This window comes from Lewinella cohaerens DSM 23179, assembly GCF_000379805.1.
Lineage (GTDB): Bacteria > Bacteroidota > Bacteroidia > Chitinophagales > Saprospiraceae > Lewinella > Lewinella cohaerens.
The window spans coordinates 59088-74020 of record NZ_KB903532.1 but is presented as its reverse complement, the minus strand read 5'-3'; the positions used below and the strand labels follow the sequence as shown (position 1 = coordinate 74020).

General features: G+C 45.5%; 8 protein-coding genes. 1 reads left to right on the top strand and 7 read right to left on the bottom strand.

The features are described from left to right. Nucleotides 1-2: 2 nt before the first annotated feature. On the bottom strand, nucleotides 3-308 hold the full coding sequence (locus A3EU_RS0102475; protein ID WP_020534539.1) for an ArsR/SmtB family transcription factor: 306 nt from the start codon (nucleotides 306-308) through the stop codon (nucleotides 3-5). 244 nt (nucleotides 309-552) lie between these two features. Between A3EU_RS0102475 and A3EU_RS32415 the strand changes: the two genes are divergently transcribed. After that, nucleotides 553-5082, top strand: a complete 4530-nt coding sequence (locus A3EU_RS32415) for a reprolysin-like metallopeptidase (RefSeq protein ID WP_052331277.1) — start codon at nucleotides 553-555, stop codon at nucleotides 5080-5082. 127 nt (nucleotides 5083-5209) lie between these two features. On the opposite strand, the gene A3EU_RS0102465 is transcribed toward A3EU_RS32415, so the two are convergent. The 6 genes from A3EU_RS0102465 to A3EU_RS0102440 form a co-directional block, all read right to left on the bottom strand. Further along, nucleotides 5210-7666, bottom strand: a complete 2457-nt coding sequence (locus A3EU_RS0102465) for a tetratricopeptide repeat protein (protein WP_020534537.1) — start codon at nucleotides 7664-7666, stop codon at nucleotides 5210-5212. Nucleotides 7667-7825: 159 nt separating this feature from the next. After that, nucleotides 7826-8269, bottom strand: a complete 444-nt coding sequence (locus A3EU_RS0102460) for a hypothetical protein (protein ID WP_020534536.1) — start codon at nucleotides 8267-8269, stop codon at nucleotides 7826-7828. A gap of 51 nt (nucleotides 8270-8320) precedes the next feature. Continuing rightward, nucleotides 8321-11875 carry a tetratricopeptide repeat protein gene (locus A3EU_RS0102455; protein WP_020534535.1) on the bottom strand — a complete coding sequence of 1185 codons (3555 nt, stop codon included), beginning with the start codon at nucleotides 11873-11875 and terminating at the stop codon, nucleotides 8321-8323. A gap of 109 nt (nucleotides 11876-11984) precedes the next feature. Next, nucleotides 11985-12506, bottom strand: coding sequence for a GNAT family N-acetyltransferase (locus A3EU_RS0102450; protein ID WP_020534534.1), 522 nt, complete (start codon nucleotides 12504-12506; stop codon nucleotides 11985-11987). A gap of 9 nt (nucleotides 12507-12515) precedes the next feature. Beyond that, the gene (locus tag A3EU_RS29140; RefSeq protein WP_020534533.1) at nucleotides 12516-13610 is read right to left on the bottom strand and encodes a type I phosphomannose isomerase catalytic subunit; all 1095 of its coding nucleotides are present in this window, start codon (nucleotides 13608-13610) and stop codon (nucleotides 12516-12518) included. A gap of 140 nt (nucleotides 13611-13750) precedes the next feature. Next, nucleotides 13751-14824: a serine hydrolase domain-containing protein gene (locus A3EU_RS0102440; RefSeq protein WP_020534532.1), complete on the bottom strand. Its 1074-nt coding sequence runs from the start codon at nucleotides 14822-14824 to the stop codon at nucleotides 13751-13753. Between the last annotated feature and the right edge of the window lie 109 nt (nucleotides 14825-14933).

Sequence of the window (14933 nt, the reverse complement as noted above, 5' to 3'; positions counted from 1 at the left end):
TATCACTCAAAAAAAGCGGCAAAAAGCAGCTTCGCTTTTCTCCAATTTTCTTGGTTGATGCAATACTTGATTTTGGGGGCATCTATTTCTCCTTGAATCAGCCCTGCATTTTTCAGTTCTTTCAAATGTTGGGAAACGGTAGATTGGGCAATCGGTAATACCTCTACTAAATCACCCGTAAAACAACAACTTTGTGTACTCAGCAGACGCAAAATTTCAAGCCTTGTCGGATGCGCAAGCGCTTTGGCAAATTTTGCCATTTCTTCCTGACTGTTGGCGGAGAATTTTTGTTCTGTAAGTACTTTCATTGATTTTATCTTATAGTTAATCGTAAATATACGATTGGTTTTGTTGGGATGCAAGTTTTTTATGCAAATGAACCGACACAATCCCCGTCCCGTGTCTCCCTCATCGCTTTTTTCTCACTAGTTTTGATTTTTAGGTTGTGTAAAGCTTTCTGCGGTGAGTAAGGACGCTTTAGACACCCCATATCATCATCAACTATCTAGTATGACACCACGCAGTAGGCATAGCGCTATGCCAATCTTTAAAATGTTTCCTTTATTCCTAGCTTTTTTGACTTTATCTATCGGTTTATCCGCCCAAGCAAGCGAAGGGATAAATCCTTGGACCGCCCAGGAAGAAGCGAGCTTCTCTTCTTTTAATTCCGAACGATGGATTGTTCCGGATCGATACCTGACTTATAACTTGAACGAGACTACTTTACGCCCCTTATTGCGTAATGCACCGCTACGTTTCAGTCCACAAGCTGCGGAGGAAGAAACGGTACTACAATTGCCAATGGCCGACGGTAGCCTGGAACGTTTTCGCGTATACTACGCACCAGTACTGGCACCGGGGTTGGCTGCACGTTTTCCTAATATTCGCTCTTATGCAGGTATTGGTATCGATGATCCTACAGCCAGCGTGCGACTTGATCTTACGCCAGCTGGTTTTCACGCCATGATTCATTCGGCACGGCACGGCACTGTTTTTATCGACCCTTACGCGCAAGCCGATACCGAACACTACATCGTTTATTACAAAAAAGACTTTACGAAAGCCGACCAGACTTTTGCTTGTCATACTGTAGAAGAGGCCGCTGTTAAAGGCCGCGATGCGAGTCCATTAGACGCACCTGCACGCAGTTTATTGCAAGGGGATTGTCGCCTGCGAACCTATCGGCTGGCCCTGACCTGTACTGGTGAGTACGCCGAGTTTCACGGCGGCACTGTAGAGGGCGTACTGGCAGCCATGAATACCTCTATGACCCGCGTTAATGGGGTCTTCGAGCGAGATGTAAACGCTACAATGGTAATTGTGGAAAACAATGACCTGCTGGTTTTTCTCGATCCTGATACCGATCCTTATAATGACGGCAGCCCAGGACAGATGATTGGTGAATGTCACGACCAGTGTGTAGACATCATCGGTAGCAACAATTTCGACATTGGTCATATTTTTAGTACCCAGGGTGGTGGACTAGCAGGGCTAGGCGTTATCTGTTCGCCTAATCGCAAGGGTAATGGCGTTACTGGAATCAACAACCCGGTAGGAGACCCCTTTGATATTGATTACGTAGCTCACGAGATGGGCCACCAGTATGGTGCCGGACACACGCAGAATAACGATTGTAACCGTAGTGGTGCTTCAGCCATGGAGCCAGGAAGTGCTTCTACGATCATGGGTTATGCAGGCATCTGTGCGCCCAATGTACAATCTAATAGCGATGATTATTTCCATGCGATCAGCATTCAGCAGATGTCTAATTACATCAATAATAATAACGGTAACGATTGTGCGGTTTTCACCGAAACAGGTAATACGCCACCGACGGTAGCCCAGTTGAACAATTATGTCTTACCGATCTCTACGCCATTCCGGCTGACAGCCGTTGGGGAAGACCTCGATGGTGATGCGATCACCTACTGCTGGGAACAGATGGACAACGAAGTGGGTACGATGCCACCGGCGCCAACCAACACAGAGGGGCCGGTATTTCGTAGCTTCGACCCTACGGAAAGCCCGACCCGCTATTTTCCGCGCCTGAGTAACTTGATCAACGGCACCGATAATGGATGGGAATCATTACCGGCAGTAAGCCGAGACATGAGTTTCCGCGTAACGGTACGTGACAACAGCATAGGCAGTGGTTGCACTATCGAAGAAGATTTGGAACTTACTTTTGCAGAATCGGCCGGACCATTTGTGGTACAAACACCTAATGTGCTTGTAGAATGGGTAGTCGGACAAATGGAAACGGTCACTTGGGATGTAGCCAACACGGATGCCGCACCCGTGAGCTGTGCCGAGGTAGATATCTTGCTGTCTTTGGACGGTGGTCTTACTTATCCAGTTATACTGGCTAGTCAGGTGCCAAATGACGGAACCTACGCTCTACAAGTACCCAACCAGGTTACCACGATGGCCCGCGTGATGGTGGTCTGTTCTGACAATATCTTTTTCGATATTTCGGATGAAGACTTTTTGATAAGCGAACCAACGGAGCCTACGTTCGTAATGGACGTGTCGCCACTTAATATGGAGGTATGTAGCGATGTAGATTCAGTAAATTACGAACTAGACCTGACCGCTTTTGTAGGTTTTGATCAGGCCGTAAGCCTGAGCGCGACCAACGTACCTGCGAATGCAACGGCGACCTTCTCCGATAATGATATTTTGCCTACTGCATCCTCCACGTTTACCATTGGCAACCTGGCGGATGTAGAAAGTGGTACTTATGAAATCACCCTTAATGGTACAACCGACTCGGTAAGCATTGATCGTTCCCTGACACTGACGGTGGTCAACGGAACACTCGCCGGTTTGGCGCTTGCTACGCCTACAGATGGCGCAAGTGACCAGGAGCTGAATGTGATGCTTTCTTGGGATCTGATACCTTCGGCTACGGGGTATTTTGTTGAGATTGCGACCAACCCAGCTTTCGATGGTACGGTGATAGAAACTGCCACTGTAGCGGGGAATATTAATACTTATCGGCCCCAAAACTTGCTATCGAATACGGTGTATTATTGGCGATTAGCCGCAGATAATTTCTGTGGACGAGGGCCTTCTTCCGAGTTTTTTGCATTCCAGACCATAGGTAACAATTGTGTAAGTTATTTCAGTGAAGATGTACCGCTGGATATATCAAATAATGATGAAGGCACCTTCATTGCTACCATCAATATACCGGATGTTTTAATGATTGATAGGGTGACGACCAGCATGGAAATATCGCACAGCTGGGTAGGAGACCTTGATGTGGTATTACAGTCTCCAGACGGTGTAGAGATTAGCCTGTTTGACCAGCCGGGTACTGCTACCTCTAACTTCGGTTGTGGAGAAGATAACCTACTGCTGACCTTCGATGATGCGGCGGAAGATGATGCCTCCGTATTGGCTGCCACTTGCGGCGATGAAGGCGGCTATGCGATCAACGGAACCTTCCAGTCGATTGAGCCATTGAGCACTTTTATTGGTGGTTCCTCTTTGGGGATATGGACATTGGCCATTACAGACAACTTTGATCAAGATGGCGGGCAATTGGACCGCTGGAGCTTGGATATTTGCTTAGACGTACCACCGGTAGCAACGCCGGCTTTGGTGAACAATGTTTTCATCATGGAAGCAGGTACTACAGCTGCAGTACCTAACAGTCACTTGCTGGCCAGCCTGCCGGGAGAAGACGCGACCTCGATCACGTTTACGCTGCTAAGCCTACCTGTAGAAGGTACGATGACGCTTGATGGAGCACCTGTTGCGATAGGGGCTACCTTTACCCAAGCTGATATTGATAACGGCCTGCTAGTTTACACGAATGTGAACGTTGACGCAACGCAAGACGACTTCCGCTTTAGCGTAATAGCTACAGACGGTGGCTGGATACCTAACGAGACCTTTACCATCCAGTTTGGAATGAGCACGCTGGCTGGTGCTACTTACGTAAACGAAGCCGTAGTGTGTGAAGGAGATGCCAGTGGGCAGATCACGGCCAATGCTACCGGCCCCAATGCGCCATTTACGTATAGCCTGGATGGAGTTGCCTTCCAGATGGAAAACGTCTTTAGTGGTTTGGCGGCAGGAACCTACGAAGTGACCATTATGGATGCCCTCGGCAATATCGTTATTACCAATATGGTAGTGTTGGAAGGAGGAACTAATATCAGTGTATCTACGACCACGACTGCTAATAATATCACCGTAGATGCTTCTGGAAGTGCTGGAATGCTGACTTATAGTATTGATGGTGAAACCTTCCAGGCAGGGAACCAGTTTCTTGATTTGCCTAACGGCACCTATGAGATTACCGTGATGGACGAAAATGGTTGTATCGGCACATCTACAGTGACGATCAACCTTATCCAAAGTGCTACCGTAACGATGACGAGTACCAGTTGTGCCAACGGCGATGACGGCGCATTAACGGTAACGGAAGTGATGGGCGGCGAAGGCCCTTATCAGTACAGTATTGATGGCGAAACGTTTGGCGAAAGCAATACATTCGAGGGCTTATTAGCAGGCAACTACCCCGTAACCATCATGGACGCGCAGGAGAATACCTTTGACGCTGGCACTTACGAAGTGGAAGATGCTCCTGAGATTGTGCTTACCACGGAAGCGATAGAAAATACCATTACCGCTACGGCTACTGGTGGAACGGGCGATCTGATGTACAGTATAGACGGTGGTATCACCCTCCAGGAAAGCGGCACCTTTGCCGATCTGCCCGATGGCGAGTACGTCATTGTTGTGATAGATGAAAACGACTGTACCGCCAGTTCGGAGGTGATCGTTATTGACATCGTTGGCGTCGGAGATTTGGCCTTCGATTTGCGCTTTAACTTGTTTCCTAATCCGGTGAGCACGGAGCTTACACTGGAGCTGCAACAGCCAACAGCGCGGGATATTAGAATTCTGGTTTATGACATAGCTGGCCGTTTGTTGCTGGAGCAAAATATTACGAAACCAGGCGATTACTTGAAGACAACAATAAATGTACGGCAGTTACCTGCCGGCAGCTACGAAGTGATCATTTCCGATAATCTGATTAAAGGGAGAGGTCGTTTTGTGAAGATGTAGGAGGTGGTTTGAGGTGGTCTTTTAATGGATCGTCATAAATTGAGGTAAGAAAACGGCCCTGGCTAGCTTTGCTGGTCAGGGCTGTTTATTTGAGAAGCATTTTTAGGAAGAAGCGATACCACCTCAATTAGCCCATTTTGGAGATAACTTCCTGCACTTTCTTATCAAATTTTTCTTTGCCCATTCTTTTTTGAAGTTTTGAAAGAAAACTTGCAGGCTCTCGAATGTCAGGAGAACCTAACTTTTGAAAGATAAGATAGCCTTGTATTAATAAAGGGAAAGCCTCTTCTATTTTATCCTGCTTAAAATAAATAGCTCCAATATTAGAAATTGAATTGGCAAATCCATGCTGGTCGCCGATTTGCTGCTGAATGTCCAAACTTTGTTGCAAATAGCGCAAGGCAGTGTCATCATCTCCTTTGGCATGATAGATTAGGCTGATATTATTCAAGGCCATCCCCCCGCCTTTACGATTGCCAATTTGCTGAAGTATGTCTAAACTTTGGTCCAAATAGTGCAAGGCCGTGTCATAATCTCCTTTGGCATGATAGATTTGGCTGATATTATTCAAAGTCGTCCCCTCGCCTTGCCGGTTGCCGATTTCTTGTCTTATGTCCAAACTTTGGTTCAAATAGTGCAGGGCGGTGTCATAGCCACCTTTGGCATGGTAGATTTGACCAATATTATCCAAAATCGCCCCCTCACCTTGCCGGTCACCGATTTCCTGCGCTATGGTCAAACTTTGTTCCAAATACTCTAGGGCCATATCATAATCGCCTCTTGCTTTATGGATTAGGCTGATATTATTCAAAGTCGCCCCTTCACCCTGACGCTCGCCGATTTGCTTAAAGACCTCTAAATTTAGGAGGAATAAAAGTAAAGCCGAATCAAACTGGGCAGTATCAAGGTAATAGGACCCTAAATCATTCCTTTTGTAGGAAGCCTCTGAGCTATGCGGGCCGTATTCTTCCTCCCACAGTTTCAGTTGTTTATCCAGCCAGATGCCAAGCAGTGGCATATCGTAATTTCCTTTTAGCACGGCTATATACTTCACCACCAACGATCGGTAATCTCCTGTATTGACGGCTTGGGCACTGTTCATCAATTGGGTCAAATGTTCTTCGTAAACCAATTGGCATTTTTGGGTTAGCTCATCGTCTGGCTCATCGTAGCCCACTTCTTCTCGGATGAAAAAATTGGCCTCCAGTAATTGGGACTGTTGCGATATGTAAGCACATTTAATCCCGTAAGTCTCGATCAAATACCTTCTGATCAATGGGTGAAGCTGAAAACCGGCGTCCTCATCTTCCCTGATCCATCCATTTTCTGAAAGCGATGTATGATAGGGCTCAATGTCCTCAAAAACATTTGTTTCGGTTCGGTAACATCCTCCGTCGGCTTCGTATTTGAATGCCGCAAAATCCGGCGACTCCTCCATTTTACGATCCTCCATGCCTATAATCCGGCAGAATGTGTCGAGCTCTATGGGCGTATTTTCAGGCAATGTTGCCCATTGCACCAGTATCCAACGGTGGGCAGCAGAGAGCGGCGCTTTTTCCATCAACCAATGGAGTAGTTGGTCTTCCCAGGCATCCTGTTCACAAATCGAATGTAGTTCGCGCAAATAGTTGGCTGCCCATTGAGGGTTTTGGGTAGGACAATGGCGCAGCACCAAGTCCAAAAGCAAGGTGTTTTGAGCGATAAACGCCAGGTCACTTTTATCCCAAAGCGCTGTCTCGGACAACACCTTAGCCATGGTTTCAATTTCATCCTTACGCAATGCCGGGACAGCAAACCCAGGAATCGGGCAGTTCTCTTCCTTCACGGCCGTAATCAAAATGTGGCAATCGGCTAAATGTAGTAAGTCCAAAAAAGGCACCAAATCCTCCGCTTGTGCCAGCCCGTCGATGACCAACAACTTCGTTCCCGATAAATTAGACCAAGCTCGGTTGATGTATTCTGCGCATCTCCGGTTGATTTCCTGCGGTTTTAAACCAAACTGCTTGGCTTCTGCAAGTACTTCCGCCAATGAAATCGTGGACGAATCGCGATGACGGATATAACTGGTAGGCAAATCAGCTTCATAAGGCACCCACATCAGGTACTGGTAACTGTTGCTGTATTCGTGAAAATAATTTTCTGCCAGCACTGATTTGCCAATACCGCTACGCCCATACAGTAGCAAGATCGGGTCAGCCTGCAAGCGATCGTTTATTGTTGCCAACAAGCCGCGTCTTTTGAGCAAATAATTGACCAGCGGCGGTTTTCTCAGCGTTCTGTACTTCGGCAATTGTTGTTGTTGCGGAGAGGCTTGAATAACAATCGTCTTTTTATCACCAATTTCAACCGTCCCATTAGCGATGATGATGCTTTGTGACACAATGTTTTTCAGCGTCGTACTTCTGGTATCATTGTGCTCGGAAAGCAATTCGAGCATCTCTTTAATTTCATGCTCGTCTTTGAACAAGACATCAAAGCGACTTTCGATGGCCTGGCTGGGAGACAACTGGTCGTCTCCTTCTATTGTCCAGCCTTCTAGCTCACTAAAAAGAACCGCTAGTAGTTCATCGCGTTTTGATTTCATTCTTTGCTAATATTTGTAATCACGCCATTTTGCCAGCAGTGCTCACTTTGACTTTTTCTAGCCGCGGAGGTACTGAGACACAGAGGTTTTCATTGGATATCCCCTAAAAATACTCCGTGTCTGCGGCTAATTGTTCTGCAAAGTGAGACCTGCTGGTTATCAACTGTTCTCATCATCCCCCAAACGAAAATCACCGCCTGATTTTATCGTGCCGCCTTTGATGATATTCTTTTCATCATAATTCTCACCCGAAGAGGTGCCTTTATCACCGATGTGTACGTTGCCTTTTGCGTCAATATCCGCATCGGTTACCACGTTTTTGAGGCGGGCGCGGTGTTGCTCGAAACCGAGAAGGTGTTCTGCTAACTCCTTTTGAAACTGCTCATTGCCTTGCAACGATTCCAGTTTGGCCTTCAGAACAGGCTCCTTGACGGTAGCTGGTAAGCTTGTATTTTCAATGATGCTCGTTGTAACAGGATCGTCTTTCAAAAACCACGAGCGTATCCACTGCATAGATGCCGTGACAAAATCTTCGGGGAATTTTTTCACTTCCTCATTTTCCGTCACGATACTGACGATGTAGTTTAATGCTTTTTCTAACATGTGTTTTTGTGTTTTTATGGTTTTGAGATGGAGAGTATATAATCTAGGTGTTTAGCCCATTTTAGAGATAACTTCCTGTACTTTTTCATCAAATTTTTCTTTGCCCATTATTTTTTGAAGCTCTGAAAGAAAACCTGCAGGCTCTTGAATGTCAGGAGAACCTAACTCTTGATAGATAAGATAGCCTTGTATTAATAAAGATAAAGCTTCTTCTATTTTATCCTGCATAAAGTAAATAGCTCCAATATTAGAAACTGATTTGGCATATCCATGACGGTCGCCGATTTGCTGCCTTATAGCCAAACTTTGTTTCAAATACCCCAAGGCGGTGTCGTAGTCTCCTTTGGTAAGGGCAGTGGTCGCTAAATTATTCAAGGTTGCACCCTCGCCTCTACGGTCGCCGATTTGCTGCCTTATAGCCAGACTTTGTTCCAGATAGTGTAAGGCCCTGTCATAATCCCCTCTTGCTTTATGAATTTGACTGATATTATTCAAGGCCGTGCCCTCGCCTCTACGGTCGCCGATTTGCTGTACTATGGTCAAACTTTGTTTCATATACCGTAAGGCGGTGTCATAATCCCCTTGGGAATGATAGGTTTGGCCGATATTTCCCAAGATCGTACCCTCACCTTTGCGGTCACCTATTTGCTGTGCTATGGCCAAACCTTGTTCCAAATAGCGCAAGGCCGTGTCATAATCTCCTTTTGCTTCATGGATTTGGCTGATATTATTCAAGATCCCTCCCTCACTGCTAGGGTCGCTGATTTGCTGTATTATGGCCAAACTTTGTTCCATATACCGTAAGGCGGTATCATAATCCCCTTTGGCATGATATATTAGACCAATACTACTCAAGATCGCCCCCTCACCTTGACGATCGACGATTTGCTGCGTTATGGCAAGACTCTGTTTATACAACTGAAGTGCCTGGTCATTTTGACCGTATAAATTTAAAACAGCACCCATATTGAAAAGGGCCATACCAATAGATTTTTCTGCTACGTTTTTCTCCAAAACAGCTTGATTCAATTCAAAAGCCTTTTGATAAAGACCAATTAGTTGATAGTGGTCTTGCAAACGGAAAGAGACCGTAGCAAACTCCGCCCATGCTTTAGCTATCCCAAAATATTCCCTTGCCAGCTCGTAATTTTTTAAAGCAGGTTGCTCTTTGAAATAATTGGCTGCGGCAAATGCCCATTTTTTTACTTCTGCTGCGGGGATGATATTTTTTGTCATCCACTCCCGCGTTAGGCGATGTACTTCAAAGCGGCCATCTTTTTCTAAAAAACACAAAGACCAATCTTGTAGTGCTTTTATCACGGGGGCTAATTCCGCTTCCTTTTCTCCGCTTACTGCCGCTAAAGCCGGCAAGGGAGTCCGTGCAATAAAAACAGAACCCATTTGAAAAATCGCTTGTTCCCGCTCGGTCAGGCGTTCGTACACTTTTGCCAATAGGAGGTTTTCAAAAACATCGGCTTCCGCTTTTGCGACTTGTTGCCAACTAAAGGTCTTGTCTTTTTTCAATAAAGCCTCCAAATATTCATAGCCGCGTGGGTGTCCGTCCAGGCGTTTGTACACCTCGCCTCTGTCTTGCAGGGGGATAGTCCGCAGTATTTTGGAGTAATTGAGCAAGCGGTATTGCTCAGCATAGCCCATTTTGTCCAGGGCAAGGTGTTCGACCACATCGGCCAGGTTCTCTATTTTATAGCGGGTGGTGAAGAGAATATGGCAATTGGCCGGGGTGTTTTCGCATAAATGCTTTAAAAATGCGTGCAGACTCTCGCTGCCAATGCTGCGTTGGTAGGCCCGGCCTTCGTCTATTTGCACATCTTCGGCATTATCGAAGGTCAAAATGGTTTTTCGCCCGTCGAGGTAGTTGTCTATCAGCAATTGGAGTTTATCCAATACGGGCGTTTGGGGGTCGTCTAACCGTGCTTTTAACTGGCGTATGGTACTTTTGGCTGCCTCCGTTTCTTCAAGCCGAGCGAGGAGTTCATCTAGTACGAACTTCTCATTGATTTGATTCCCGTTTCTGAAAATAATGTTGGTATGGCTGCGATTGTCGTAATTATGGGCAAAAGCCTCTGCCAAAGTCGTTTTACCTAGCCCGCCCAAGCCATGCAAACAGAGGTGCCGCCCCGCCCGAAACGCTTGGCGCATCTGTATCAAATAGCGTTTGCGCCCGATAAAGCCTTCGCCAATCAGCCGCGAGTGCTTGGTTTTGAGGAAACTGCTGCTCGGGTAAAAATTATCGGGCAAGTGGTATGGCTGCGCTTTATCTATCAAAGCCCCTACCGACTGGTTTTGGTACACCACGGGCGTGAACCATTCGGCAATGTGGAGGACTTGCGGGGCATTTTGTCGGCCTTCCATCACCCAATCGTGCATGGCATCACGCGCATAAGCGACGGATTGCGTCACTGAAATACCTTTGGCTAAATGGGTGTAGAATTCAGTCGTAAAGACCTTGGCACCTTCATCGGTCACGGCAAAACGCATGGCCACGATGCTCGGCACGCCGTAGGCTGCCACTTGTTCCGTCACCCCGCCTTCGCTGCCTGCTATTGCGGTTTCGCAAGCACTTAAAATCAATAGTTTGACACAGGCGTGTTGGCGTAGCGTTTCGCCTAAGGCAGCGCCAGTGACTCGTTCTTCGTCGCCGTCTTCATTTTCAAAATATAGCAGGCCTTTATTTTTCGCTGCATGATAGGCTCCGTGCCCGCTGATGTGTACGATATCGTGTTGGCGTGTGCGGAGGGCTTTGTCCAGTTCAGCGAGGGAGGCATTTTCTAAAAACTCGATCACAATTTTGGGCTGTCTATCGCCTGTTGCTTCCAGTACGCCAATGGCCTGAATGAGTCGGGTTTGTTCCTCTTCGATTTGCAGCATTTTACCTCGTTCGTCCAGGTTTTCGGGCAAAGCGGTGATAAATAACATTTTCAAAGGGGCAGCCGTAGCGTGGTCGCCTTGCATCTTAAAGGCTTCGAGCGAGGTGGTTTTAGTCCGAATCAAACCGAAATTACTCCTGGCGAGGCCCTGTTTGGCTTCCCCTAATTTGGATGGAAACAGCAAGGGCAACACGATTTCAAAAGGCAGGTTGACAATGGTTTCCTCATCGGCAGAAATGGCCAACAGCAATTCTTCGATGCGATTATCTTCGAGCAATTGGATAAAACTGCTACAGGCTTTACCAATCTCCCCCGCAAAAAAGGTTTGAAAAACCTGTTGTGCCAACTTGTTTTCAAGCGCCTGTACGCTGTGATTATCGGCATTACCAATACCATGATAGCGAGTGTGGGTATCAACGCTACGGCGAAAGTTTTGAAACTCGGTTAAATCATCGAATAACTGAGGGGGGATATCCACCGTGATATTTTCACACCACTTTTCGCCCGCAGTCGCTAAGGTGCCTTTTTCGCTGTGCTTGCTTTTGATAGAAAGGTGCGCTGCGTAGTGCGTATCGCCCTGTTTGTCCAAGCGCAAAAAGAGGATGCTGCCTGATTTGAAATCGCGTTCAATATTGTAGATAATATCGCCGATGTGGACGTTGCCGCCAGCCGTTATGCTGCCGTGTACGATGTTTTTAGAGTTAGGTGGATACGGCATGTTTATTAGAGCTTGTTGGGTATTGTGTGTGCCTTGAATGGTAAATATAACCCAAACTCTATTGGGGCACAACCGAAAAATCCGGCTGACTAGGGATGACTCATGTTCATTAATTATCGAAAATAATGGGGTGGCACCTTTTTACAAACTGTTCAACATCCGTTTCTGAAAGTAAAGCTGGGTAGGACATCAGCAATAATTGAAAAGGTGCGTGGCCTTCTTCCGAAGATGGCACCTCATAATAATGTTGATTAAGCTTAAGCCCAATTCTTTCGTAAAACCTTATCCTACGTTGATTGATAGGGGAATCAGGCAATTCTACTTCTAGCAGAATTGGTTTGCTGTCATCCATGAATTGTTCAAGGATTAACTTGCCGAAACCTTTGTTTCTATGTTGTGTAGCTGTTGCGAAATGGTCTATGTATCGATGGTTTTCAAAATCCCACCACAAGAAAAAGCCTATAAATTGGTTTTCATGAATGATAATATCAAAATGATAACTCGATATTTTCATCACGCGAGCTTGGGCATCAATTAACCTTCTCTCCTCCGCAGGGAAGGCTTCTTCATATAGTTTCCACGCGATTTGGAAATAGTTATCTGTAATACTTTTTAGTCTTATTATTTTCATTGGACAACACTAACTGGGAGGATAACAAAGTAAGATTTTCGATGAATTTTTAGAAGTAAAGGTGATTTCTGAAATGGCTGCCGAAATAAAAATTTCGTCTCCCTGAGTGTAGCTGTATTCCTTGCCGTTACAGCTCATGACGCCATCACCAGCATAGATAACAGCGACATAGAAACAAGAATTACCTTGGATGGTATACTTTCCATCTAATAGCAATTCATTTAGGCCGAAGCAGTTGGTATGCTTTTCATTGAATAAGGTCTTTAGTGTAAACTCATTGGAGCTGTCCAATACCTCTGGTGTTATTTTCCATTTTTGTAGCGCTTCGTCTAAGGTGTGGGTATCGTAATGAAAACATTCGAGCATTTTTTCTTCGCCGACTCCCTGATGAATCAATTCCGGTCCAATTTTTAGACCATTTGGCGTTGTTTTTTCTACGCGCATGGTATAATCGGTCGGCTCTTGAACCTCCATTAAAAAGCAACCAGCTCCGATAGCATGTGGCACGCCACCATAGATCATAAAAGCATCGCCGGGCTTTACTTCAATTTTGTGCAGGCAATCAAGCATTCCTTGAATGTTTTGATTGTCAAAATGAGCTTTCCATTCCTTTTTGGTAACATGCTTTTTGAAACCCATGTAAACGACACTTTTCTCGCCGTTTATTTCACGCGTATTCAGGACATACCACGATTCTGTTTTGCCAAAGGCTGAATTAAATACAGTTCTGGCATACTGTTTGTCGGGGTGTACCTGAACGGTTAGTCGTTCCAAAGAATCTAGCATTTTAATAAGAACTCCTGTTGTTCCGTATTTCTGAGCCAATTCTTTGCCTAAATACAATTCCAGGTTTGAATCGATTAAAGCTTTTAGGGGTAAAACGCCATCATCGGTTTTTATAAGGGATAGCCCTTCATTTTCGGGCCTTTTTTTCCCAAGTGCTGTAACGGTAGACATGATCCATTCTTCAGGCGTGCTTCCATCCACCTCAGGAGCAGTCTTTTTCCATTTGTCAATCAAAGCACCGCCCTCATAAGTTCTCCAAACCCTATTTGAAAGCTGTTTTAGGGGAATAGATGCGTATTTTTGTAGATGCTGATTCATTTCTTTCGGTTATATGTTTAGCGTGTGCCTTGAATGGTAAATATACCCCAAAGTCCCAAAAAAAGGAGATAGCCGAAAAGCAGGGAGTGGTGAGAGATGCTCCTTGATTGGTTTTATGAATCAGGGAGCACCTTTTAATTTTACTCTAATGCATTGAGAAGCTTATGCACAATAGCCTGTGCTCTTCTGTGCCCGTATCCAGTGCCATAGGCCGTTGAGGTCAATGCGATGACCATGTTTTCTTGAGGAACTACGACCAAATAATTTCCACCATTTCCTGAGGCATATAAAAAGTCGATTTTTTTGCCGTTGTATGTTCGCTGGGTTTTGTACCAGAACATTCCATAAGCGTTCGCAAGCGCCGATATTTCTGTAAGGTCGAAAACCTTTCGGGCCAGTAATGTCTCTATGTAATCTGCTGGGACAATTTGGTTGTCGCCCCATTTTCCTTCATTGGCGACGAGTACTCCCAGTTTAGCAAAGTCTACAGTGGATAGAAATAATGTTCCAGCAGCCACGGTTTGATTTGCAGCGTTTGTATACCAGTAATACTTCTTGATTCCTAAAGGGGCAAATACGTTTTCCTTCGCAAAGTCATTGAGGCTCATTCCGGATGTTTCCTCTATGATAGCTCCTATCAACGCGGCATTAATATCTGCATAAACCCATTGTTCACCAGGCTTTTTTGCCAATGGAATACCTAGCAGGTATTCGACCCATTCGTCTTTCCCCATCCACTGACCTGCATTGCCGGGAGTTCTCCAATCATCAGCATCTGCGTCTAATCCGGAGGACATATCCAAGAGGTCCCTGATCTTGATTTGTTTATAGTCTTCGTGCATGGAAGGATACTTCTCTTTTGAGAAAAAAGAATAAACGTCCTGATCTAGATTTTGAACCAAGCCTTCTTTAATCGCCACACCGAGTAGTAAGGAGGTAATACTCTTTCCGGCAGATCGGATGTCGTTGATGTCAGATCTAGTGTGGCTGTTGTAGTACCACTCCATCAAGATGTTGTTATCTTTGATCACGACCATTCCTCTGAAATCTAGCTGGTTGAAATCATCCATGATTGGTATAAGCGCATCTATTGAATCGCTATTGAAACCAGCATCTTGGTAATCAACCGCAGGAAGGCCAGGAATGGGGGATCTTTGAGCAAAAGAGGAGATAGAAAAGCAGCATAGACATAATACTAGAATACTCGTTTTCATGTTTTAGGTTGTATTAGTGGAGATAATTAGTGACTATAACGTATTGATGATGAAGGGAGTATAGTTGTGAAGGCAAAGTGTGTGCCTCTAATAGTAAATATATCCCCAA